The organism is Sphingopyxis sp. H115 (assembly GCF_001468465.1).
In the GTDB taxonomy this organism is placed as follows: domain Bacteria; phylum Pseudomonadota; class Alphaproteobacteria; order Sphingomonadales; family Sphingomonadaceae; genus Sphingopyxis.
The window spans coordinates 167,642-190,089 of the sequence record NZ_LNSA01000005.1; the positions used below are offsets into that span (position 1 = coordinate 167,642).

22 protein-coding genes are annotated in these 22,448 nt (G+C 64.6%); 18 read left to right on the top strand and 4 right to left on the bottom strand.

The window, feature by feature from the left end; translation table 11 throughout:
* Positions 1 to 294 precede the first annotated feature (294 nt).
* From ATE71_RS05915 to ATE71_RS05975, 15 genes are all read left to right on the top strand, one after another.
* Positions 295 to 2,322, top strand: coding sequence for a conjugal transfer protein TraG (locus tag ATE71_RS05915; protein WP_038292469.1), 2,028 nt, complete (start codon positions 295 to 297; stop codon positions 2,320 to 2,322).
* Between the two features lie 2 nt (positions 2,323 to 2,324).
* Positions 2,325 to 2,750, top strand: coding sequence for a hypothetical protein (locus ATE71_RS05920; RefSeq protein ID WP_017499937.1), 426 nt, complete (start codon positions 2,325 to 2,327; stop codon positions 2,748 to 2,750).
* A complete protein-coding gene (gene trbB, locus ATE71_RS05925; protein WP_017499936.1) occupies positions 2,747 to 3,769 on the top strand; it encodes a P-type conjugative transfer ATPase TrbB in 1,023 nt (340 codons plus the stop codon). The genes ATE71_RS05920 and trbB overlap by 4 nt, the downstream gene beginning before the upstream one ends.
* On the top strand, positions 3,766 to 4,119 hold the full coding sequence (locus ATE71_RS05930; protein ID WP_017499935.1) for a TrbC/VirB2 family protein: 354 nt from the start codon (positions 3,766 to 3,768) through the stop codon (positions 4,117 to 4,119). The genes trbB and ATE71_RS05930 overlap by 4 nt, the downstream gene beginning before the upstream one ends.
* 50 nt (positions 4,120 to 4,169) lie before the next feature.
* Positions 4,170 to 4,400, top strand: a complete 231-nt coding sequence (locus tag ATE71_RS05935; protein WP_051035683.1) for a VirB3 family type IV secretion system protein — start codon at positions 4,170 to 4,172, stop codon at positions 4,398 to 4,400.
* A complete protein-coding gene (trbE, locus tag ATE71_RS05940) occupies positions 4,394 to 6,862 on the top strand; it encodes a conjugal transfer protein TrbE (RefSeq protein ID WP_017499933.1) in 2,469 nt (822 codons plus the stop codon). The genes ATE71_RS05935 and trbE overlap by 7 nt, the downstream gene beginning before the upstream one ends.
* A 6-nt stretch (positions 6,863 to 6,868) precedes the next feature.
* The gene (gene trbJ / locus ATE71_RS05945; RefSeq protein WP_017499932.1) at positions 6,869 to 7,621 is read left to right on the top strand and encodes a P-type conjugative transfer protein TrbJ; all 753 of its coding nucleotides are present in this window, start codon (positions 6,869 to 6,871) and stop codon (positions 7,619 to 7,621) included.
* Between the two features lie 136 nt (positions 7,622 to 7,757).
* Positions 7,758 to 9,065 carry a P-type conjugative transfer protein TrbL gene (trbL, locus tag ATE71_RS05950; RefSeq protein ID WP_017499931.1) on the top strand — a complete coding sequence of 436 codons (1,308 nt, stop codon included), beginning with the start codon at positions 7,758 to 7,760 and terminating at the stop codon, positions 9,063 to 9,065.
* 3 nt (positions 9,066 to 9,068) lie between these two features.
* On the top strand, positions 9,069 to 9,911 hold the full coding sequence (trbF, locus tag ATE71_RS05955) for a conjugal transfer protein TrbF (protein WP_026108910.1): 843 nt from the start codon (positions 9,069 to 9,071) through the stop codon (positions 9,909 to 9,911).
* Complete coding sequence (gene trbG / locus ATE71_RS05960) at positions 9,908 to 10,759, top strand: P-type conjugative transfer protein TrbG (protein ID WP_006635655.1); 852 nt, start codon at positions 9,908 to 9,910, stop codon at positions 10,757 to 10,759. Before trbF ends, trbG begins: the two co-directional genes overlap by 4 nt.
* Positions 10,756 to 11,994 carry a TrbI/VirB10 family protein gene (locus tag ATE71_RS05965; RefSeq protein ID WP_017499929.1) on the top strand — a complete coding sequence of 413 codons (1,239 nt, stop codon included), beginning with the start codon at positions 10,756 to 10,758 and terminating at the stop codon, positions 11,992 to 11,994. Before trbG ends, ATE71_RS05965 begins: the two co-directional genes overlap by 4 nt.
* On the top strand, positions 11,987 to 12,199 hold the full coding sequence (locus ATE71_RS05970) for a DUF2274 domain-containing protein (protein ID WP_017499928.1): 213 nt from the start codon (positions 11,987 to 11,989) through the stop codon (positions 12,197 to 12,199). Before ATE71_RS05965 ends, ATE71_RS05970 begins: the two co-directional genes overlap by 8 nt.
* A gap of 4 nt (positions 12,200 to 12,203) precedes the next feature.
* The gene (locus tag ATE71_RS23020; protein ID WP_051035681.1) at positions 12,204 to 12,437 is read left to right on the top strand and encodes a helix-turn-helix domain-containing protein; all 234 of its coding nucleotides are present in this window, start codon (positions 12,204 to 12,206) and stop codon (positions 12,435 to 12,437) included.
* A gap of 413 nt (positions 12,438 to 12,850) precedes the next feature.
* A complete protein-coding gene (locus tag ATE71_RS22440; protein WP_160328010.1) occupies positions 12,851 to 12,994 on the top strand; it encodes a hypothetical protein in 144 nt (47 codons plus the stop codon).
* A gap of 128 nt (positions 12,995 to 13,122) precedes the next feature.
* A complete protein-coding gene (locus ATE71_RS05975; protein ID WP_058802560.1) occupies positions 13,123 to 15,174 on the top strand; it encodes a S46 family peptidase in 2,052 nt (683 codons plus the stop codon).
* A 158-nt stretch (positions 15,175 to 15,332) separates the two neighbouring features.
* Here the strand turns inward: ATE71_RS05975 and ATE71_RS22445 are convergent, their stop codons facing one another.
* The 3 genes from ATE71_RS22445 to groES all read right to left on the bottom strand — a co-directional run bounded on the left by ATE71_RS22445 (position 15,333) and on the right by groES (position 17,753).
* Complete coding sequence (locus ATE71_RS22445) at positions 15,333 to 15,500, bottom strand: hypothetical protein (protein ID WP_160328011.1); 168 nt, start codon at positions 15,498 to 15,500, stop codon at positions 15,333 to 15,335.
* 271 nt (positions 15,501 to 15,771) lie between these two features.
* Positions 15,772 to 17,391, bottom strand: a complete 1,620-nt coding sequence (gene groL / locus ATE71_RS05980) for a chaperonin GroEL (RefSeq protein WP_058802517.1) — start codon at positions 17,389 to 17,391, stop codon at positions 15,772 to 15,774.
* Between the two features lie 47 nt (positions 17,392 to 17,438).
* Positions 17,439 to 17,753 (bottom strand): co-chaperone GroES, encoded by a 315-nt coding sequence (groES, locus tag ATE71_RS05985; RefSeq protein WP_058802518.1) that lies wholly within the window; start codon positions 17,751 to 17,753, stop codon positions 17,439 to 17,441.
* A 262-nt stretch (positions 17,754 to 18,015) separates the two neighbouring features.
* On the opposite strand from groES, the gene ATE71_RS05990 reads away from it, so the two are divergent.
* Both ATE71_RS05990 and ATE71_RS05995 read left to right on the top strand, forming a co-directional pair.
* Positions 18,016 to 18,243, top strand: a complete 228-nt coding sequence (locus ATE71_RS05990) for a hypothetical protein (RefSeq protein WP_058802519.1) — start codon at positions 18,016 to 18,018, stop codon at positions 18,241 to 18,243.
* A complete protein-coding gene (locus ATE71_RS05995; RefSeq protein ID WP_058802520.1) occupies positions 18,240 to 18,509 on the top strand; it encodes an usg protein in 270 nt (89 codons plus the stop codon). Before ATE71_RS05990 ends, ATE71_RS05995 begins: the two co-directional genes overlap by 4 nt.
* Before the next feature lie 83 nt (positions 18,510 to 18,592).
* Here the strand turns inward: ATE71_RS05995 and ATE71_RS06000 are convergent, their stop codons facing one another.
* On the bottom strand, positions 18,593 to 19,072 hold the full coding sequence (locus ATE71_RS06000; RefSeq protein ID WP_058802521.1) for an Hsp20 family protein: 480 nt from the start codon (positions 19,070 to 19,072) through the stop codon (positions 18,593 to 18,595).
* Between the two features lie 993 nt (positions 19,073 to 20,065).
* On the opposite strand from ATE71_RS06000, the gene ATE71_RS06005 reads away from it, so the two are divergent.
* The gene (locus ATE71_RS06005) at positions 20,066 to 22,441 is read left to right on the top strand and encodes a TonB-dependent receptor plug domain-containing protein (protein ID WP_058802522.1); all 2,376 of its coding nucleotides are present in this window, start codon (positions 20,066 to 20,068) and stop codon (positions 22,439 to 22,441) included.
* Positions 22,442 to 22,448: the final 7 nt, after the last annotated feature.

Consider the following 22,448-nt stretch of genomic DNA (forward strand, 5'->3'; position numbering starts at 1 on the left):
AATCCGACACGCAAGCCCGAATTTGCAGCTCGGATTTTTGCAGGGTGTAGCGGGTCATCGGCGGTGCGGTGTGGTGGTCAGTGCCACCTCGAGGGACAACGACAGGGCAGAATCATCAACTCGGGTCATAGCTCGATCAAAAGAACAGAGCTGGAATATTGAGTCAGTCGCCGACGAGTGATCTCCTTCGGTCACCCACCAGCCCCCAGCGGCTCCGTTCATTTCGGGCGGCCCATAGCCGAGTCTTGAAGCCGCGCCCCGACCGCATCCGGCGGTATGGGCGGGAGCTTCAACGTGACCCCGACCAAATTGCTCATCGGCCAGATCCTTGTCGTGTTCGCAATCGTGATCGCGGGCCTCTGGGCGGCGACCCAATGGGCGGCGGCGATGCTCGCCTACCAGCCCGAACTTGGTCCGGCCTGGTTCATGGCTGGAAGCACGCCGGTCTATCGTCCCTGGGCGCTCTTCCCCTGGTGGTATCACTACGATGCCTATGCGCCGCATGTTTTCGACAAGGCCGGCGCGCTCGCCGGCGCGAGCGGTTTCATCGGCTGCGGCGCGGCGATCGCAGGCTCGCTCTGGCGCGCGCGGCAGTCGCGTCACGTCACCACCTATGGTTCGGCGCGCTGGGCCAGGCCGAACGAGATCGAGCGGGCCGGCCTTTACGGTGATGCCGGCGTATTCCTGGGCCGCTCGCGCGGCCGCTATCTCCGGCATGACGGCCCCGAACATATCATGGCGTTCGCGCCAACCCGTTCGGGCAAGGGCGTCGGGCTGGTCATACCGACACTGCTTGGCTGGACCGGCAGCGCCGTGGTTCACGACATCAAGGGCGAGAACTGGCAGCTCACCGCCGGCTGGCGCGCGCGCTTCTCCCACGTCCTGCTGTTCAATCCGACCGATCCCGCTTCCGCCAAATACAACCCGCTGCTGGAGGTCCGGCGCGGCGAGCATGAGGTCCGCGACGTCCAGAACATCGCCGACATCCTGGTCGATCCCGAAGGCGCGCTCGAACGGCGCAACCACTGGGAGAAAACCTCCCATTCGCTCCTGGTCGGCGCGATCCTCCACGTCCTTTATGCGGAGGAAGAAAAGACGCTCGCACGGGTAGCCACATTCCTGTCGGACCCGCAGCGGCCGTTCACCGCCACGCTCCGGCGGATGATGACCACCAATCACCTCGGCACGAAGGATGCGCCGCAGATCCATCCCGTCGTCGCCTCGGCGGCGCGCGAGGTGCTCAACAAGAGCGAGAACGAGCGCAGCGGCGTCCTCTCCACCGCAATGTCGTTTCTCGGGCTCTATCGCGACCCGACCGTCGCCGCGGTGACATCGCGCTGCGACTGGCGGATCGCCGATCTCGTCGAGGCCGGCCATCCGGTCTCGCTCTACCTTGTCATCCCGCCATCGGACATCAGCCGCACCAAGCCGCTGGTGCGGTTGGTGCTCAACCAGATCGGCCGCCGCCTCACCGAAAAGCTCGATGCCGATCCCGCCAGGGCGGGCAAGCACAAGCTCCTGATGATGCTCGACGAGTTCCCGGCATTGGGGCGGCTCGACTTCTTCGAGACCAGTCTTGCCTTTCTCGCGGGCTATGGAGTGCGCGCCTTCCTGATCGCGCAGTCCTTGAACCAGATCGAGAAGGCTTATGGCGAGCACAACTCGATCCTCGACAACTGCCATGTCCGCGTCGCGTTTGCGACCAACGACGAGCGCACGGCGCGGCGGATTTCGGACGCGCTCGGCATCGCCACCGAACAGCGCGCGATGCGCAACTATGCCGGCCACCGGCTCGCGCCCTGGCTGGCGCACGTCATGGTCAGCCGGCAGGAGACCGCCCGGCCACTCCTGACCACCGGCGAGGTGATGCAGCTCCCGCCCAAGGATGAGCTTGTCCTTGTCTCCGGCATGGCCCCGATCCGCGCGAGGAAGCTGCGCTATTACGAGGACCGCAATTTCCGCGAGCGGATCGCACCGCCGCCGCAGCCCGCGCCCGGAGACTATCCCGACCGGCCGCAGGCACGCCCCAACGACTGGAGCGGACTGGTCCGCGCGCCCGATACCCGGCTCGGCAAGCCCGATGACGATGCGAAGGCGGATGAGGACGGCGGCTTGCAACAGCAGCGCCACCCCGGCCTCGGCGAAGAACCCGCCAAAAAACCCGAGCCGCCAAAGCAGCTCGACCTGCTCGGCCTGGACAGCGACGACACCGACACGATCGCCGACAAGCACGCGATGGACCGCGCCGGCGCCACCGGCACGCTGATCCGCGCTCACGCGATCAATCAGGGTCGCAGCGCCGACATGCTGCCGGACTTCTGACAATGGCCGCGATCAAACCCAACCGCGTCCGCTACCAGCTCTTCCTGCCCGAAGATCTGAGCCACCGCTTCGAGGCGCTGGCGAGCCAGCCCGGCGCGTCCAAATCGGCGATCCTCACCGACGCGCTCACCGCCTGGCTCAACCGGCAGGCGGCGAGCGAGCTGGAGAACAAGTTCAGCCAGCGGCTCGATCGCATGTCGCTCGCGCTGGGGCGTGTCGAGCGTGACGGGCATGTGCTGCTCGAGAGCCTGGCGCTGTTCATCCGCTATGAACTGATGGTGCAGGCCCCTTTGGCCGAAGCCGACGAAGCGGCGCGTGCGATCGGCCGAGACCGCTTCGAGGCGTTCATTGCCCGCGTCGGCGAAGCGCTCGCCAGCGGCCAGCGCACGCTTGCTGCCTCCGCGAAAGACAATGGAGGTGGGCGATGAGCGACACGCTTTTCGGCTCCGATAATTCCGCAGGGCGTCGGCGCGCGATGCTGCGCACCGCGATGGGGCCGACCATCGCCGCAGCGCTGGCCGATCCGGTGGTCATCGAGATCATGGTGAACCCGGACGGCGTGTTGCGCCTTGATCGACTCGGCGAAGGCCGGATCGATACCGGCACCAAATATGAGCCCGCGCAGGTCGAGCGGATCATCCGCCTGGTTGCCAGCCACGCACGGACAGAGGTTCATGGCAATGCGCCGATCGTGTCAGCCGAGCTGCCACCGCACGGCGAAGGCGCGGGCGAGCGGTTCGAGGGTATCCTGCCGCCGGTCAGCCTCGCGCCGTGCTTCTCGATCCGCAAGCCCGCGGCGCGCATCTACACTTTGCTCGACTATGTGCGGGACGGCATCATGCCCGCCGACACGGCGCGACTGCTGTCGATGGCCGTGGTCGAGCGCAAGAACATCCTGGTCGCGGGTGGCACCAGTTCGGGCAAGACGACGCTTGCCAACGCGCTGCTCGCCGAGATGGCGCACCTCGACGAACGCGTCATCATCATTGAAGACACGCGTGAGTTGCAATGCGCCGCGCCCGACGTGGTGGGGCTGCGCACGCGTACGATTGGCACTGCCGGAGCCGGCGGCGTCACGATGGCTGATCTTGTCCGCTCGACATTGCGGCTCCGCCCCGATCGCATCGTCGTTGGCGAGGTGCGCGGGCGCGAAGCGCTCGACATGCTCAAAGCCTGGAACACCGGGCATCCGGGCGGCATCGCAACCGTCCACGCCAATTCGGCAGTGTCGGCGCTCTACCGGCTCGAGCAGCTCGTGCAGGAAAGCGTCGTCACCGTTCCGCGCCGGCTGATCGCCGACGCCATCGACATGATCGTGTTCATCGCCGGGCGCGGCCTCGCGCGCCGCGTCGACACGATCGCGCGCGTCGCCGGCCTCGATCCCGACGGCGGCTACGCCGTCCTCGACCTTACTCCCGACCACGCCCTCGAACCCCAAGGAGAATGACCATGCGCTTGTCCCGTATTCCTGCCCGTATTCCCGATCGTCGGAGCATCTTCCTCACCGGCGCCGCCATCGGCCTCGGGCTTGCGCTCGCCGCCACCGCGCAGGCCGCCGGCTCGGGCATGCCGTGGGAGGAACCGCTTCAGCAGGTCCTCGAATCGGTCCAGGGTCCTGTCGCCAAGATCGTCGCGGTGATCATCATCATCGTCACCGGTTTGACGCTCGCGTTCGGCGAGACGGCAGGCGGGTTCCGGCGCCTCATCCAGATCATCTTCGGCCTGTCGATCGCGTTTGCGGCGTCGAGCTTCTTCCTCAGCTTCTTCAGCTTCGGCGGCGGGGCGCTCATCTCGTGAACGCGCCAAATTCCTATGGCGCCAGCCATATCGAGGGGTTCGAGGCGCCGATGCACCGCGCGCTTGCCGAGCCGATCCTGCTTGGCGGGGCGCCGCGAGCGATCGCGATCGTCAATGGTACGATCGCGGCCGCGCTCGGACTCGGTCTCCAGCAGTGGATCGCCGGGCTGGCCATGTGGGCGTTCGGGCACACTCTCGCGGTGTTCGCCGCCAAGCGCGATCCCGACTTCGCCCCGGTCCTTGTCCGCCACCTTCGCCAGAAGGGGCATCTGTCATGCTGAATCTGCGCGAATACCGTCAGAAGGCCGACCGGCTCGCCGATCATCTTCCATGGGCGGCGCTTGTCGCGCCCGGCGTGGTGCTCAACAAGGACGGCAGCTTTTTGCGCGTCCTCAGGTTCCGCGGCCCCGATCTAGAATCCGCCACCGAAGCCGAGCTTGTCGCCGCCTGCGCGCGGGCGAACAATGTCCTGAAGCGCTTCGGCTCGGGCTGGGCACTCCATTTCGAGGCCGAGCGGCGCGAAGCGCTGGGTTATCCCGACAGCAGCTTTCCCGATGCGGCGTCGTGGCTGGTCGATGAGGAACGGCGCGCGGCGTTCGAAAGCGCGGGCGCGCATTTCGAGAGCCGCTATTATCTGACGCTCACCCTCCTGCCTCCGCCCGATCAGGCGGACACGGCGGGCCGAGCGCTGATCGAGCGCAGCGACGACGCGAAGGGCCGCGACTGGCGACAAGCGCTTGCCGGCTTCATCGCCGAGACGGATCGTGCGCTTGACCTGTTCAGAGGCTTCATGCCCGAGGTGCGCGCGCTCGGCGACAGCGAAATGCTGACCTTTCTCCACGGTGCGATCTCCGCGCGCCGCCATGTCGTCGCCGTGCCCGAAACGCCCATCTATCTGGACGGGCTGCTCGCCGACACGCCGCTGACCGGCGGGCTCGAACCGATGCTCGGCGACGAGCATCTGCGGACGCTCACCATCCTCGGATTTCCGAACGCGAGCCGTCCCGGCATCCTCGACGGACTCAACCATGAGGATTTTGGCTATCGCTGGGTGACGCGCTTCATTGCGCTCGACAAGACCGACGCAACCAAAGCGCTCACTCGCCTGCGGCGGCAGTGGTTCAACAAGCGCAAGTCGATCACCGCGCTGCTGCGCGAAGTCATCTACAACCAGCCGGTCCAGCTTCTCGACAGCGATGCCGACAACAAGGTGGTCGATGCCGACCTCGCCTTGCAGGCGCTCGGCGGCGATCATGTCGCGTTCGGCTATCTGACGACGACGATCACCGTTGCCGATATCGACCGCGCCCGCGTCGAGGAAAAGGTCCGCGCGGTCGAGCGCATCGTCAACGGGCTCGGCTTCACCTGCATCCGCGAGGGCATGAATGTGGTCGAGGCGTGGCTGTCGAGCCTGCCGGGCCATGTCTATGCGAACGTCCGGCAACCGATCGTCCACACCCTGAATCTCGCGCATCTCATGCCGCTGTCCTCGGTATGGGCAGGACCGGCGCGTAATCCGCACCTCGACGGTCCGCCGCTGCTTTATGCGGAAACCAGCGGCTCGACGCCGTTCCGTCTCAGCACGCATGTCGGCGACGTCGGTCATATGCTGATCGTCGGACCCACCGGGGCCGGAAAGTCGGTGCTGCTCGCAATGCTCGCGCTTCAGTTCCGGCGATATCCAGACTCCCAGGTCTATGTCTTCGACAAGGGATTTTCGGCGCGCGCGGCCGTGCTGGCGATGGGCGGCGCGCATCACGCGCTCGGGCTTGGCGGTGAGAGCGGTCATGCCGATGACGTGGGCGGGCGAACGATCGCCTTCCAGCCGCTGCGCCACATCGATCGCTCCAACGCACGCGCCTGGGCGACCGAATGGATCGGCGCGCTGCTCGCCCATGAGAAAGTACTGGTCACACCCGAGATCAAGGAGGCCGTCTGGTCGGCGCTCACCAATCTCGCGACCGCCCCGATCGAGGAACGCACGCTCACCGGCCTGTCGCTGCTGCTGCAATCGGCACCGCTGCGATCGGCGCTCGCGCCCTATACGCTCGAAGGATCGTTCGGCCGCCTGCTCGACGCCGCCGAAGACGATCTAGCGATCGCCGACGTGCAGTGCTTCGAGACTGAAGCGCTGATGGGGCAGGCGGGCGTCGTTGCGCCCGTGCTGACCTACCTGTTCCATCGTCTCGAGGAGCGCTTCACCGGGCGGCCGACGCTTCTCGTACTGGATGAAGCCTGGGTGTTCCTCGACCACCCGCTGTTCGCCGCGCGCATCCGTGAGTGGCTGAAGGTGCTGCGCAAGAAGAACGTCAGCGTCGTGTTCGCGACACAGAGCCTAGCCGATATCGCCGACAGCACGATCGCGCCGGCCATCATCGAAAGCTGTCCGCAGCGCATCTTGCTGCCCAATGATCGGGCGATCGAGCCGCAGGGCCAGACGGTCTACGTCCGCTTCGGTCTCAACGCGCGCCAGATCGAACTGGTCAGCCGCGCGACGCCCAAGCGGCAATATTATCTGCAATCAGCGCGCGGCAACCGGCTGTTCGAGCTTGGGCTAGGCCCGATCGCGCTGGCGTTGTGCGGCGCGTCCGATCCCGACAGCCAGAAGCGCATAGACGCGGTGCTGGCCGAAAAGGGCCAGGCCGACTTCGCCGCGACCTTTCTCTCCCAAGCCGGCCTCGATTGGGCGGCCGACCTGCTTGGGCGTCACCCTGCCGCCCGCCCCCCAGAAGACAAGGAGTAATTTCCCGTGCCCCGTATCCCTATCCGCAAATATGCGTGCCTCTCCGCTCTCGCGCTCGGCGCCGTCGGCTCGCTCGGTATCGGCATCGCGTTGACCTCGACGCCCGTCGCGGCCCAGCTCAGTGTGTTCGATCCATCGAACTATTCGCAAAACCTGCTCACCGCCGCGCGCACGCTTGCCCAGATCAACAACCAGATCCAGAGTCTCCAGAACGAAGCGCAGATGCTGATCAACCAGGGCAAGAACCTGTCCCGGATCGATTTCCCGCAACTTCAGGAGCTTCGCCAGCGCCTCCAGCAGATCGACCAGCTCATGGGCCAGGCGCAGGGCGTCGACTTCCGCATCGATCAGCTCGACGAGCGCTTCCGCCAGCTCTACCCGCAGGAGTTCGATCAGGTGTTCCGCCGCGATCAGCGTGTGGCTCGCGCACGCGATCAACTCGATACCGCGATGTCCGCGTTTCGCCAGACGATGGGGGTCCAGAACCGCATCGTCGACAACGTACGGAGCGACACGCAGGCGCTCGCCGACATCGTCGCGCGCAGCCAGGGCGCGGAAGGCTCGCTTCAGGCGCAGCAGGCCACGAACCAGCTTCTCGCGCTCACCGCCAAGCAGCAGCTCCAGCTTCAGCAAATGATGGCGGCGCAGTTCCGGGCGGAATCGGTCGAGCAGGCGCAGCGGGGCCAGATCGCGCGCGAGGCACGCGAGTCGACGCGCCGCTTCCTCGGCGACGGCAAGGCTTACACGCCACGCCAATGAGCTGAGGCAGGCGAGGACCGCGCCCCCAGCTCCCCCCGGGTCCGAACCTGTCTCGTCGCGGGGGCCGTAGGGCTTGCCCCTCTCATGGCCGCCGGTCCCCGCGACACCTTTCAACTTCAAGCAGGAACCCGCCCATATGGATGACCTGAATGTCATCGATCAGTTCATGGAGGCCTTCGCCTCCTACATCGACAGCGGGTTCGGCCTGTTGGGCGGTGACGTCGGTTTCCTGACCACGATCCTGATCGGCATCGACATCACGCTCGCCGGGCTGTTCTGGGCGCTCGGCGGCGAAGACGACGTCATCGCCAAGTTCCTCAAAAAGATCCTCTATGTCGGCGTCTTCGCCCTGATCCTCAACAGCTTCTCGACACTGTCCGATATCATCTTTCGCAGCTTCGCCGGCCTCGGCCTCACCGCAGGGGGCAGCGCGATTACGGCTGACGATTTATTGCGACCCGGCAAGCTGGCCGGGACCGGCTTCGAGGCAGCATGGCCGCTCCTCGAGCAGGCGAAGGAGTTGGTTGGCCCGATCGCCTTCTTCGACAATTTCATCGAGATCGCCGTGCTGGTGATCGCCTGGGTCGTCGTCATCGCCGCCTTTTTCATCCTCGCGATCCAGCTTTTCATCACAATCCTCGAATTCAAGCTTACTTCGCTCGCCGGCTTCGTGCTCGTGCCCTTTGCGCTGTGGAACCGCACGTCGTTCCTCGCCGAACGGGTGCTCGGGAACGTCGTCAGTTCGGGCATCAAGGTCATGGTGCTCGCGGTCATCGTCGGCATCGGCTCTAACTATTTCGCCGACTTCACCAGTGCGATCACCGGCGACGAGGTGTCGATCGAACAGGCCGTGTCGCTGATGCTCGCGAGCCTCGCGATCTTTGGCCTCTCCATCTTCGGCCCGGGAATCGCATCCGGCCTCGTCGCCGGCGCGCCGCAGCTCGGCGCCGGATCGGTGATCGCCACTACCGTGCTTGCCGGCGGAGGTCTTGCGATGGCAGGCGCTGGCGCCGTCGGCGCGGCACGCGGTCTCGCGGGGGCCGGTCTCGGCGCGATCCGCGCCGGTACATCGATGGGGTCTGCCGCATCCACTGCCTACAAGCTCGGGCAGGAAACCTCGGGCTCGACCAGCGTCGGCGCGGGCCTCGGCGGCGTTGCGACCGCCATGCGCGGCGCGGCTGCCAACCGGATGAGCGGCGGTCTCGGCGTTAGCGCTGCCGCCGATCGTGGGCAGCGCGCCGCATGGGAAGCAGGAAGCACCCGTGCCGGCGGCGCCGCCCCCGCAGCCGCGCCGATAGGCGCAGCTGAAGGAACACCCGCCTGGGCGCAGAAGCTTCATGCCAGCCAGAATGCTCGCCACCGCCGCCAGATGGCGATCCACGCAATCCAGGGCGGCGACCGCGGCGGCGCTGGCGCCACTCCAGACATCAAGGAAAGGGACTGAGCGATGAAATTTCGACGCGCATTGCAGCGCTATGGGCGAACGCCCGAACCCGAGACACCCTACCAACGAGCGGGCCAGCTTTGGGATGAGCGTATCGGCTCGGCTCGCGCACAGGCGAAGAACTGGCGGCTGATGGCCTTCGGCGGCCTGTTCCTGACCACTGGTCTGTCGGGCGCGCTGGTCTGGCAATCGATGCAAAGCCGCGTCGTGCCCTATGTGGTCGAGGTCGATGCACTCGGGCAAGCACAGGCCGTCGCGCCTGCCGCCAAGGACTATCGGCCGACCGATCCGCAGATCGCATGGTTCCTCGGCCGGTTCATCACCGGCGTTCGAGCGCGCTCGCTCGATCCGGTATTGATGCGTGAAAACTGGCTATCAGCCTATGATTTCGCGACCGAACGTGCGTCACTGTTCCTCGGCGAATATGCCCGCACCTCCAATCCGTTCGCCGATGTCGGGCGCAAGACGGTTTCGGTGCAGGTGACGAGCGTCGTCCGCGCGTCGGATACGAGCTTCCAGGTCAAATGGACCGAGCAGCAATATGAGCGGGGAAGCCTCGCCAGCACGTCACGCTGGACGGCGATGCTCACGGTGAAGATCAAGCCGCCGCGCTTGGCCGATGTGCTCCGAAAAAACCCGCTCGGTCTCTATGTTGACGCGATCGACTGGAGCCGCGAACTGGAAACGCCTCAGGACCGGCCGCCTTCGCCGCAACCATCGGCCGTGCCCGATCCCGCACAATCACTCCCGGTCGCGCCGCCCACCGACATTCCGCTGGGCTCGCCGCTCGATCCGACCCTTGCTCAACCCGCAGCCGCACCATCCCCCGAAAGGACCGACCAATGATCCGTGCCCTCATCCTGGCGGCGAGCGCGATGGCGCTTGCCATGGGCGTCGCTGCGCAGAGCCGCGAACCCGCGTCACCCACCGCGCGCGTCACTGCCGCCAACCGGGCGGCACTGCGCGAGCCGTCGAGCGCGGGATATATATATGCCGTCCAGGTCTATCCCTGGGCGGAAGGCGTGCTCTACCGGCTCTATGCCGCGCCCGAGCGCATCACCGACATTGCCTTGCAGCCGGGCGAAACGATTGTGTCCGTCGCCGCCGGCGACACCGTGCGCTGGACTGTCGGCGATACCACCAGCGGCATCGGCGAAAGCAAGCGCGTGCACATCCTCGTCAAGCCGTTTTCGGCGGGCCTACGCACAAACCTTGTCATTGCTACCGATCGCCGGACCTACCATCTCCAGCTCGAAAGCACGCCCGCGACCGCGATGGCGGCGATCTCCTGGACCTATCCACATGACGAGCTGATCGCGCTCCGGCGTCAGCGCGATGCAGCCGTGGCGGCGACGCCGATCGCGTCGGGCCTCTCGGTCGAAAGCCTCAACTTCAACTATGCGATCTCGGGCGACAAGCCGGCCTGGCGGCCGCTGCGCGCGTTCGACGATGGGCGGCAGACCTACATCGAGTTCTCGCCTGCGATCGCCGTGGGTGAGGCGCCCCCGCTGTTCGTGATTGGCGAGGATGGCGAGGCCCAGCTCGTCAACTATCGCGTCGCCGGCCGCTATTATGTGGTCGACCGCCTGTTCGGTGTCGCCGAGCTGCGCCTTGGCGGCAAGAAACAGCAGATTGTCCGTATCACCGCCGCCCAGCCGAAGAGCCGGCAGCGCAAGGCCGGGAGGGGCGCGTGACCGATCCAACCGCTTCTTCCGCGCCGATCGCGGCGCCCAAAGCCGACCCCGAAACGCTCGTTCTGCGCGCGGCGCCGGGCCGCGTCACCCGTTTTCGCCGCGGTGCGATCGTCGCCATCGCTGCCGCCGGCTCGACCGCGATCATCGGCGTCGCCTGGCTGGCGCTCAAGCCCGCGACCCTGAGCCTGATCGCACGAAGCGATGAAAAGCTGGTTGGCGCGAAGGCGCCGCCTGATGCGCTCGCGGGCGCGCCGACGAGCTATGGCGACGTGCCGAAGCTCGGGCTACCGCTTCCCGGTGATCTCGGGCGGCCGATCCTCGAGCGCCAGCGGCAGCTTGGCGGGATGGTTCCCCCTGACCCCGCTGCCGATGCGGTGAGCCGGGCCGCGCAGGAAGCCGAAGCCGAGCGCCAGCGCATCGCCGCTGAGCAGAAGGCCGCACGCGAGTCTGGCGTCATGCTGCAATTGGCGGGCGGCGGTCGCGCCGCCGCCCCTGCACCGGTGACTACCGATGCAAGTGTTCCGCCAGCATCGGCCGAGACTGCCAAGCCGCTCCTCGACCCTGACCGAGATCCTAACGCCCAGGGGCGCAAGAACGAATTGGTCGGCCACGCCAATCGCGACGACGACATCAATCCGCACGCGCTGGCGCAGTCCGTATCGCCTTGGACCTTGCAGGCCGGCAGCATCATTGCCGCGAGCCTCATAACCGGGCTCAACTCGGATCTTCCCGGGCTCGTCACCGCGCAGATCACGGAGAACGTCTATGACAGTGTGACCGGGCGCGGTCTGCTCATTCCGCAAGGATCGCGGCTGATCGGCAGCTACGACAGCGTTGTAGCGTTTGGGCAGAGCCGTGCGCTGGTCGTCTGGCAGCGGATTATCCTGCCCGACGGCTCGTCGATTCGTATCGACAATGTGCCGGCGACCGATACGCAGGGCTATGCGGGTCTGTCCGACCGGATCGACCGGCATACTTGGCAACTTCTGAAGGGCGTCGCCCTGTCGACACTGCTGGGCGTCGGCACTGAATTGAGCTTCGGCAGCACCGAAAGCGACCTTGTCCGGGCGATCCGCGAGTCAGCGCAGCAGAGCGGCGCGCGCGCCGGCGATCAGCTCGTCACGCGCAATCTCAATATCCAGCCGACCTTGCGCGTGCGTCCCGGCTGGCCGCTACGGGTGGTCGTGCACAAAGACATCATATTGCCCGGACCCTGGGGAGGCCGTCATGGCTGATTTGAAGCTGCCAAGGCTGCCCGATCGGACGCCGGCTAAGATCACGATCAACGTCATGCCGGATCTCATCGAAGCGCTGAACGACTACGCCGAGGCCTATGAGGCGGCCTACGGCCGACGCGAGTCCGTACCGGACCTCATTCCATTCATGCTTAGCGGCTTCCTGGCGAGCGACCGCTCGTTCAGCCGGGCACGTAAGAAATAGTCCGATGTCGGCCCGGCAGCCTGCAACGAATGGCGACGACGCGCCCCCGATTGGGCCGATAAGCGTTCGCATTCCCGACGCAGTACGGATGACGGGGCTCAGCAAATCCAAGATCTACCAGCTCATCGCTTCCGGCGACATCGAGGCAGCCAAGGTCGGCCGTGCAACCGTGGTGTTTGTCGATAGTCTGCGGTCCTTTCTGCGATCACACTGTAAACAGCCGCGTTCTCGGGCGTAGCAGGGATCGCGCATGTCGGCCTGTCGATATTTCGGCACGGCCTGTCGCGAAGGGGTAAAATTGGGGGTGGATTGAGCGGAATTATCGGCACGACGATCAAGAACGTTGTTATAAATCAGTATCTTATGTTTTTCGTGTGAATCCCTCCTCCGCTACCAATCCTCATTTTCCACCAACGACCCGTTTTAGCCACCGGTGGATTTTTTCACAATAAAATCAAATATTTTTGACGTGATATTTGGCGCGCCGGTGTCCGGTTGCGACCCGCTGCGAGCACGGGCGACGATTTGATTTGGGGGGTGCTGGAGGGGGTACTTCCGGCCTGTGACGAAAACAGGCGATACCCCAGATGGGGGGCAAGGAACTCCAAGTAAAATATGCGAGCAAGCGACAGCGCCCCTACAAGCTGTCGGATGCCCGATTTCATCGCCCGGCATCCCGACATCGACGTCGATGTCCGGACCTCGACCGCGTTCGAGCGGCTCGATGGAAATGGGTACGACTTGGCCAAGCTTGTGCGCGTCACCGTTCGTTGCCGAACATGCGCCCGCTTGTAGAAGGCCAATTCTACTGGTCAGATACCCTCGAAGCAGCTAACAATGATATGCTGTATCCTTGGTCAGTGTTTCCTGTTCGGAACTGACATTGATCGCGCATTCTAATTTGGTCGTGGATGGATTTTTCGATGAACTATGTGCTGAAGCCCTTTCTCTCGGTCGCCCTCGCGGGCACCGTTCTTGCATCGTCGCCGGCGCTCGCCGAGGAGGGGATGTGGACCTTCGACGCCTTTCCCGCGGCGCAGGTGAAGCAGGATCTGGGATGGACGCCCGAGCGCGCCTGGCTGGACAAGGTCCAGGCCTCCGCGGTGCGCCTGACGGGCGGCTGTTCGGCTAGCTTCGTTTCGGATTCGGGCCTGATCCTGACCAACCATCATTGCGTCGCAACCTGCCTGTTCGACAATTCGAAGGCGGGCAAGGACTATCTCGACGCGGGCTATGTCGCTGATCGGCGCGACCTCGAGCTCAAATGTCCGGGGCAGCAGGCCGAAGTCGTCACGGGCATCGCCGACGTGACCAAGGATGTGAAGGCGGCGATCGGATCGCTGACCGGCGAGGCGCTGACCAAGGCGCGCGACGCCAAGATCGCCGAGCTCGAGAAGGCGGGCTGCGCCGACACCGAAAAAATGCGCTGTCAGGTCGTGACCCTGTTCGGCGGCGGGCAGTACAAGCTCTACACCTATCGCAAATATTCGGACGTGCGCCTCGCCTGGGCGCCCGAGGATCGGGCCGCGACCTTTGGTGGCGATCCCGACAATTTCAATTTCCCGCGCTACTCGCTCGATGCGAGCTTCCTGCGCGCCTATGAGAATGGCAAGCCGGTTGCGACCCCCAATCATCTCAAATGGACTCCGCGCGCACCGCAGGAGGGCGAGGCGACCTTCGTCGTCGGCAACCCCGGTTCCACGAGCCGGCTGTTCACGACGAGCCAGCTCGCGTTCGAGCGCGAAGTGCGCCTGCCGGTCACGGTGACGACGATGTCCGAGCTGCGCGGTCGGCTGGTGCGCGCGATGGAGGAAAGCCCCGACCATGCGCGCGAAGGGCTGGACATGCTCAACGGCATCGAGAACAGCCTCAAAGTCTATATCGGGCGTCAGAAGGCTCTGAACGATCCGGCGTTCACGGGCACGCTCGCCGCGAAGGAAGCCGATCTCAAACAGCGCAGCGCGGGCAATGCCGCGATCGGCGATCCCTGGGCTGCGGTCGACAAGGCGGTGGGGGCGTATCGCGCGCTCTATCTGCCGGCGCGCTTCTCGACCCCGACGAGCGATCTTTACGGCTATGCCGAAACGCTCGTGTTCGCGGCGGAAGAGCGCGAGAAGCCCAATGGCGAGCGGCTGCCCGGCTATACCGACAGCGCGCTGCCGCTGACCAAGAAGCGGCTGCTCGACGAAAGCCCGGTTTACCCCTGGCTCGATGAGCTGACGCTCGAATGGAGCCTGTCGAAGGCGCGCGAATATCTGGGTGCCGACGATCCCGACACCAAGCTGCTGCTCGATCGCGAGAGCCCCGAGCAGCTCGCGAAGCGGCTGGTCGAGGGATCGAAGCTCGCCGATCCCGCCTATCGGCAGCAGCTATGGGATGGCGGCCGCGCCGCGATCGAGGCGAGCGACGATCCGATGATCCGCTATGCGCTGCGCCTCGCGCCGCGCCAGCGCGCGCTCAAGAAGGCGATCGACGAGGCCTATGCCGGGCCGCTCGCCGCCGCCGCCGGCAAGCTCGCCGACGCGCGCTTTGCCGCCTATGGCGACAAGCTTTATCCCGATGCGACCTTCACGCTTCGCATCAGCTATGGCTGGGTCAAGGGATGGGACGAGCGCGGCAAGCCGGTGCCGATCGCGACCACGCTCGGTGGCACCTTCGACCGCGCGACGGGCAACCCGCCCTTCGACGTCGCGCCGGCCTTTGCCGCGAAGAAGGCAGCAATCGATGGCTCGACAACCTATGACTTCGTCACCACCAACGACATTATCGGCGGCAATTCGGGGTCGCCGGTCATCGACAAGGATGCGGGCGTCATCGGCGCGGCATTCGACGGGAATATCCACTCGCTCGGCGGCAATTACGGCTATGATCCGTCGCTCAACCGGACGGTGGTGGTGTCGTCGGCCGCGGTGCAGGAGGCGTTGGAAACGATCTATCCTGCGCCGGCGCTGGTGAAAGAACTTGCCGGCAAATAGGCTCGGCGTCGGACATGGCAGCGCGCCGCGGCGTCGGCGCGCTGCATGGCCAGCGCCCTTCGAGCGCGATTTTGTTGAACCGACCGGGCGAAGGCTGCGGCTGCCCGTCGACAGCAAGCGCCCGCCGGGTCATCCCGGCTGCCGTGATGCCGGGGACGTCAGCGCCCCATTTCTTCGAGATAGAGGCTTTCGAGCTCCGCGGCGCTGATGTCCTTGGCGGCGATCATGCGTTGCAGGCGCCCTTCGCGCATCAGGCCGATCCGCGTGCCGACTTCGCGCGCGCGGAACAGTTCGTGGGTGTGCGAGCTGGAGCCGAGCGCTGCCATTTTCGACGTCGCGCGACCAGAAATCATAGGTCGCCGCGATCAGCAGCAGCGGCAGCAGGAAGACGATGACGAAGGCGAGGTCGAAGCGCCCCGCGCCGAGCACCGCCGGATTTTCGAGCCCTGCCGCGTGGCGATCGAAGATCGCATAAGGGTCGGCAAAGGACAGACCGCTATCGGCCATTCTAGTCGCGCGAGAGATTTTGGTCGAAATCTCCGCCGACGGAACTGCAGGCGAAGGAGGGCGGCGGCTTACCCCGCCGCCCTCCGCATGTCAGAAGTCCATCGCCGGCATCGGCGCGGCCTTCTCTTCCTTCGGCAGCTCGGCGACCAGCGCTTCGGTCGTGATCAGCAGCGAGGCGACCGACGCAGCATCCTGCAGCGCGGTGCGCACGACCTTGGCGGGGTCGATTACGCCGGCCTTCACAAGGTCCTGAAATTCGCCGGTGGCGGCGTTGAAGCCCCAGCTATACTCCTCGCTTTCGAGCAGCTTGCCGACGATCCACGCACCGTCCTCGCCGGCATTGTCGGCGATCTGGCGCGCCGGGGCACGGAGCGCGCGGCGGACGATGTCGATACCCGACTGCTGGTCGTCGTTCGCGGCCTTCAGGCCCTCGAGCGCTTTGAGCGAGCGGAGCAGCGCGATGCCGCCGCCGGGAAGGATGCCTTCCTCGACTGCCGCGCGCGTCGCGTGGAGCGCGTCGTCGACGCGGTCCTTCTTCTCCTTGACCTCGACCTCGGTCGCACCGCCGACGCGGATCACCGCGACGCCGCCCGCGAGCTTGGCAAGCCGCTCCTGCAGCTTCTCGAGGTCGTAATCGCTCGTCGTCGTTTCGATCTGCTGGCGGATCTGCGCGACGCGGGCGTCGATGTCGGACTTCGCGCCGACACCGTCGACGATCGTCGTATTGTCCTTGTCGATGACGACCTTCTTGGCACGCCCGAGCATGTTGACGGTCACGCTTTCGAGCTTGATGCCGAGCTCCTCGCTGACGACATTGCCGCCGGTGAGCACCGCGATATCCTCGAGCATCGCCTTGCGGCGGTCGCCGAAGCCGGGTGCCTTGACCGCCGCGACCTTGAGGCCGCCGCGCAGGCGATTGACGACGAGCGTCGCGAGCGCGTCGCCCTCGACATCCTCGGCGATGATGAGCAACGGCCGGCCCGACTGCACGACGCTTTCGAGCAGCGGAAGCATCGCCTGGAGGTTCGACAGCTTCTTCTCGTGGATGAGGATATAGGGGTCGTCGAGCTCGACTTTGAGCTTCTCGGCGTTGGTGATGAAATAGGGGCTCAAATAGCCGCGGTCGAACTGCATGCCCTCGACCGTCTCGAGCTCGGTCGCGAGGCTCTTGGCTTCCTCGACCGTTATCACGCCTTCGTTGCCGACCTTCTCCATCGCCTCGGCGAGGATCTTGCCGACCTCTTCGTCACCGTTTGCCGAAATCGTCGCGACCTGCGCGATCTCGCTGTTGGCCTCGACCGACTTGGCATGCGCCTTGAGGTCATCGACGACCTTGTTCACGGCGAGATCGATGCCGCGCTTGACGTCCATCGGGTTCATCCCCGCGGCGACCGCCTTCGAGCCTTCGCGAACGATCGCCTGCGCGAGCACGGTCGCGGTGGTTGTGCCGTCGCCGGCCTTGTCGTTCTGTTTCGAGGCGACCTCGCGCAGCATCTGCGCGCCCATATTCTCGAACTTGTCGGCAAGCTCGATTTCCTTGGCGACGGTGACGCCATCCTTGGTGATGCGCGGCGCGCCGAAGCTTTTGTCGATCACGACGTTGCGGCCCTTCGGGCCCAGCGTGACTTTCACTGCATTCGCAAGCGTATCCACGCCGCGCAGCATGCGATCACGCGCGTCCGACGCAAATTTCACCTCCTTGGCAGCCATTTATACCTCCTTCTTGCTGTCCTTTCAGTTGTTGGATGGATGTGGCGTCAGGCGGCCTTTTTGAGCGCCTCGGCCTCTTCGATGACGCCGAGGATGTCGCTCTCCTTCATGATGAGCAACTCCTCGCCGTCGATGCGCACCTCGGTGCCCGACCATTTGCCGAACAGGATGCGGTCGCCGGCCCGAACGTCGAGCGCGGTCACCGTGCCGTCCTCGGCGCGAGCACCCGGTCCGACGGCGACGACTTCGCCTTCCTGCGGCTTTTCCTTGGCGGTGTCGGGGATGATGATGCCGCCCGAGGTCTTCTCCTCGGCTTCGATGCGGCGGACGACCACACGGTCGTGCAAGGGACGGAAATGCATGCATAACCTCCATGTTGCATAACGATATGATACAGACCGCGCGCCTGTCCGGGACGCGCGGCGCCGAAGAGCTAGGAAGCGCATTTTTTCGCTTCAAGAGGATCGCTCAAATTTTTTGTCACTCCTTGCGCGAGAGCGACAAAATGCATGTTGTGAGCGGCGTGAGCCCTCTTGACTCGACTCGCTCCGCTACCAAAATCTGTCGTCGCGGCGCCATGCCGCACAACGAGAAAGGAATGGCGACAAGGAAGGAGGCACGATCATGTCGCAGCCATTTTCCCGGTTTCTACACCCGTTCGACGTAGCGCATCACCCGAGCTTCGAGCCCGAAGTCAAGCGCGCCCTTCTTGCATCCTGGGTATCGGACCGCGTGTCGGTCCGCGGCAAGCCCGCGCTGCGCAAGCCGCCGGGCGCGCGGCGCGCGGTGCCGGTCGACGATGTGCTCGCGGCGCTTCGCTCGCTCGACGGCGGCGAGGCGCATTCGCCATGACCGACCGCGCGCTGATCGCGCAGCTCGACGGCTACGGGCTGACCACCGCCGAGATCCATTATTACCGACCCGATCATCCTTCGCTGCTCCAGCTGTACGTCTGGCAGGAATATGATCTTCCGCCGGACTTTCCGGTGTTGTTCGATTTTCTGGCGATGTGGCGCCGCCAGATCGAGGCGACACTGCACTCGGTCCGGATCGCGCACAACGGGCTGATCAGGCCAGCCGAGTGGCGCGCGGCCGACGTCATCCGCGCGATCGACTGACCGAGCGATGGAGCGTCTCCGGCCTTTCAGTTGGACTTCATCAGAAAAGCGGGGCCGCTGATGAACAGCGGCCCAAAGGATTGTCAGGCGTTTTCGGGCGTCTTTTCCTTCGATGATCCGATCCGGCGCGGTTCGGTGTTCCCGCTGCCGATCTCGATCTTGCGCGGTTTCATCGCCTCGGGAATCACCCGCTTGAGCTCGATCGCGAGCAGGCCGTCGGCGAAGCTCGCGCTGCCGACCTCGACATAATCGGCGAGCTGGAAGCGCCGCTCGAAGGCGCGGCGGGCGATGCCGCGATGAAGATAGTTGCGCTTTTCATCTTCCTCCGCCGGCTTGCCCGTCACGCTGAGCTGATTCTGCTGCGCGACGATCTCGATCTCGTCGGCCTTGAAGCCGGGCACAGCGAGCGTGATGCGGAAGCGGTCGTCGACCTCGCGCACGATGTCGAAGGCCGGGTAGCCGTCGGACGTCTCGCCGCGCTGCCCTTTTTCGAGCAGGTCGAATAGATGATCGAAACCTACCGTCGAGCGGCGGAAGGGGGTGAAGTCAAAATCGGTTCTCATTTCCAAATCCTCCTGATTGAAGCAATTCGGGCATGAGGCGCGCCGGTACATAGAGCCGACGCTCTCTATGTCCTAAAGACCCGGCAAATCCGGCGTCCGGGAAGAAATTAGGAAGCGATTTTTCCGGTTTCAAGACTTGTGATCGATGCTCGCCGGCAGCGCGTCGCAGAGCTCGCGAGGTCGGCCGGGGCTGGAGCGCGGAGCCGCGGTGAAGCGCCCCAGTCTTCCGGATCAATGCAATGACCGCAGCATCAGTCGTGCGACTCTTAAAGGCGACAAAGGAATGATCACTCTTTGCTGATTTCCGCTTTCCGCTGCTTTCGATCCAAAAGCCGCCGGTCCGTTACCGGCCCATTGTGATCATTCCCTTTCAGAATGCACGCGGATGGAGAAACGAACTGCGGAGCACCGCGATGTAAGGAGAGGGCGGCTACGTGCGGCCTTTGCACTACAACTCGACGACATTTTCCAACGTCCCATCGATTGGGGGTGGAATTGGGGTAGATTGAGCCGGCGGATAATCCGGCCACCTAAAAGTTTAGATAAAACAGCCTGTTAACAGATATGTTCAGGTCCCTCCTCCACTGCCGACTCTATTAAGATATTAAAATAACTCGGAAATATTTCAGCTGGGCAACTGTGCGTTGATTGGTCCAAGCTGCTAACGCATCGAAGTCTTGAAAGGCAGTATTGACCTCGAGTTCGTGAATCGCTGCTCGGCCGTAGCTCTTGGGAATATCGGTGGCGGCGTCACACATGGACTGCTTCGCGCCTGAAGCCGTCAAGCCGGCTCCGCTTCGGCTGCCGCGAAGCTGATCCCCAAATCGTTCAATAAACTGTCGATGCTTCCCGCTCGCTCCCCCGACAGTGTTCTGCCCGTCGGTGGCTTCGCCCCTCTGAATGCATCTCTCGACACCTGTTTGTCACAATGAATTCCTAGGTCGCGACCGCAACCAGAACATAATTCTCCCCGTCGAGATCCAAGGAGCATCCATGAAAAGCCTCACTGCCTGCGCGCTTGTCGCGCTGCAATTTTCTGCGCCTGCAACGGCCTCTGCCGAAGAAATGGCTTCGGTCGGAACCGGAAGCTCCGATGGCGAAACCATCATCGTTACCGGCACGCGCGACGCGCGGCGAACGCAGTTCGACACGCTGGCGCCGATCGACGTCTTGTCGGGTCGGGCAATCGACAATAGCGTGTCGAACGACCTGTCGGATACGCTTGCGCAACTCTTGCCCTCATTCAATGTGCAGCGCCTGCCGGCCGCCGACGGTCAGGCGTTCGTCCGTCCGGCAACGCTGCGCGGCCTGTCGCCCGACCAGACGCTCGTGCTCGTCAACGGCAAGCGATATCACCGCTCGGCGCTCCTCGGCACGCGCGGCGCGCAGGCGGCCGATCTCGCGACGATCCCAAACCTTGCGATCAAGCGGATCGAGGTGCTGCGCGATGGCGCATCGGCGCAATATGGTTCGGATGCGATTGCGGGCGTCATCAATATCATCCTCGACGACCGGCCCGGCATGACTGCCTTCGGCCAATATTCGAGCTATTATGAAGGCGACGGCCAGAGCTATCAAACCGGCGGGCAGGGCGGCGTGGCGCTCGGCGACCGCGGAACGCTCGTCTTCACCGGTGAATTTGCGAAGTCCGATGCGACCTCGCGCACACGACAGCGGCCGGACGCCGAAGCCTTTCAGGCGGCAAATCCGGATATCGAGGTGCCTAATCCGGTGCAGCGTTGGGGCCAGCCCGACCTCAGGTCGGTGCGCGGCAGCGTCAACGCCGACTATGAGATTGCCGATGGCGCGACGCTCTACGCGTTCGGGACGGTAACCGACGGAGAGGGTGTCACCGACTTCAACTGGCGCAATCCCGCGGGCACGGGGAACGTCTATAATCCGAGCACGGCGTTCCCCGGTTTCAGCTTCACCAGCCTTTATCCCGCCGGCTTTACTCCGCGCTTCGGCACCGAATATGACGATTTCCAGACTGCGGGTGGTTTGCGAGGCGAGGCTGGCGATGCCTTTACCTATGACCTCAGCGCGTCGCTCGGCCGCAGCCGCATCAACTATAATATGAGCGAATCGCTCAACGCGTCGCTCGGCCCCGACAGCCCGACGAGCTTTTATCTCGGGCGCCTGCGCCAGAGCGAGTTCAACCTGAACGCCGACTTCGTCTACAGACTGCCTCTTGGACTGATCGAGCCCGCGAACATTGCGTTCGGGGCCGAGCGGCGCAAGGAAACCTATGCGATCCGGCCGGGCGATCCCGCCTCCTATGCGATCGGACCTGGTGCGGCGACAGGACTGGCGCCGAACAGCAACGGCTTTCCGGGCTTCAGCCTGCTGAATGCGGGAGAGTGGTCGCAAACGAGCTACGCCGGTTATGTCGATGTCGAGGTCAAGCCCGCCGAAGTGTTGACGCTCGGCGCGGCCGGGCGATACGAGGATTTCTCGGCCTTTGGCGACACGTTCAATTACAAGCTTTCGGCGCGCCTCGAGCCCCTTGACGGTGTGGCGCTACGTGCAACCTGGTCGACGGGTTTTCGCGCGCCCACGCCCGCGCAGCTCAATGCGGTGAGCACGACGCAGGGCCTCGACACCACGACCCTGCAGATATTCAATACGGGGCGGCTGTCGCCGTCCGATCCCATCGCCATCGCATTGGGCGCTCGGCCACTGACACCGGAAAAGTCCCGAACGTTGACCGCAGGCTTGACTTTCCAGTCGGGTTTCGGGCTGACGGGCAGCATCGATCTGTATCAGATCAAGCTGCGCGACCGCTTCGGGCAGTCGAGGACCTTTGCGGTGCCGGCCGATTTGCCGAATCCGCAGCGTTTCACGGCGGTCACCTACTTCACCAATGATTTCGATACGCGCACGCGCGGGATCGATGTCGTGCTCGCCTTTGCGCGCGACCTGGGTCCGGGCAAGGTCGATCTCAGTCTTGCCTATAATTACAACCAGACCCGGGTGACGAGCGGCACGAGCGCGTCGATCGGCAACGAGACGCAGCGAATCCTGTTCGAAGACCGCTTGCCCAAGCACAATGGCACCGCCTCGCTCGGCTACACGGTCGGCCGCTTCGGACTGCAGGGCCGCGCGCGCTACTACGGTCCGTGGACCGACGTCAGCGGTAACGCGACGGGCGACATTTTCCAGCGGTTCGGATCGATGGTGATGTTCGACCTGTCGGCCAGCATCCAGCTCAACGATCATCTGTCGATCCGCGCCGGGGCCGAGAATATTTTCGACACCTACCCCGACGAGGCGACGAATCAGGCGGTGCGCGGGCTGATCTATTCGCGAAACGCCCCCTATGACACCGACGGCGGCCAATATTATGTTCGCCTCGGGATCAATTTCTGACGCGAAG

Excerpts from the sequence above, each read along its gene's own strand:
- ATE71_RS05935 (WP_051035683.1), top strand. The coding sequence starts at position 4,170 with ATGCACCGCGCGCTTGCCGAGCCGATCCTGCTTGGCGGGGCGCCGCGA.
- ATE71_RS05920 (WP_017499937.1), top strand. The coding sequence starts at position 2,325 with ATGGCCGCGATCAAACCCAACCGCGTCCGCTACCAGCTCTTCCTGCCC.
- groL (WP_058802517.1), bottom strand. The coding sequence starts at position 17,391 with ATGGCTGCCAAGGAGGTGAAATTTGCGTCGGACGCGCGTGATCGCATG.
- trbG (WP_006635655.1), top strand. The coding sequence starts at position 9,908 with ATGATCCGTGCCCTCATCCTGGCGGCGAGCGCGATGGCGCTTGCCATG.
- trbL (WP_017499931.1), top strand. The coding sequence starts at position 7,758 with ATGGATGACCTGAATGTCATCGATCAGTTCATGGAGGCCTTCGCCTCC.
- ATE71_RS23020 (WP_051035681.1), top strand. The coding sequence starts at position 12,204 with ATGTCGGCCCGGCAGCCTGCAACGAATGGCGACGACGCGCCCCCGATT.
- trbF (WP_026108910.1), top strand. The coding sequence starts at position 9,069 with ATGAAATTTCGACGCGCATTGCAGCGCTATGGGCGAACGCCCGAACCC.
- ATE71_RS22445 (WP_160328011.1), bottom strand. The coding sequence starts at position 15,500 with ATGGCAGCGCTCGGCTCCAGCTCGCACACCCACGAACTGTTCCGCGCG.
- ATE71_RS05970 (WP_017499928.1), top strand. The coding sequence starts at position 11,987 with ATGGCTGATTTGAAGCTGCCAAGGCTGCCCGATCGGACGCCGGCTAAG.
- ATE71_RS05990 (WP_058802519.1), top strand. The coding sequence starts at position 18,016 with ATGTCGCAGCCATTTTCCCGGTTTCTACACCCGTTCGACGTAGCGCAT.
- ATE71_RS05930 (WP_017499935.1), top strand. The coding sequence starts at position 3,766 with ATGACCATGCGCTTGTCCCGTATTCCTGCCCGTATTCCCGATCGTCGG.
- ATE71_RS06000 (WP_058802521.1), bottom strand. The coding sequence starts at position 19,072 with ATGAGAACCGATTTTGACTTCACCCCCTTCCGCCGCTCGACGGTAGGT.
- groES (WP_058802518.1), bottom strand. The coding sequence starts at position 17,753 with ATGCATTTCCGTCCCTTGCACGACCGTGTGGTCGTCCGCCGCATCGAA.
- ATE71_RS05975 (WP_058802560.1), top strand. The coding sequence starts at position 13,123 with ATGAACTATGTGCTGAAGCCCTTTCTCTCGGTCGCCCTCGCGGGCACC.
- ATE71_RS06005 (WP_058802522.1), top strand. The coding sequence starts at position 20,066 with ATGAAAAGCCTCACTGCCTGCGCGCTTGTCGCGCTGCAATTTTCTGCG.
- trbB (WP_017499936.1), top strand. The coding sequence starts at position 2,747 with ATGAGCGACACGCTTTTCGGCTCCGATAATTCCGCAGGGCGTCGGCGC.
- ATE71_RS05995 (WP_058802520.1), top strand. The coding sequence starts at position 18,240 with ATGACCGACCGCGCGCTGATCGCGCAGCTCGACGGCTACGGGCTGACC.
- trbE (WP_017499933.1), top strand. The coding sequence starts at position 4,394 with ATGCTGAATCTGCGCGAATACCGTCAGAAGGCCGACCGGCTCGCCGAT.
- ATE71_RS22440 (WP_160328010.1), top strand. The coding sequence starts at position 12,851 with ATGCCCGATTTCATCGCCCGGCATCCCGACATCGACGTCGATGTCCGG.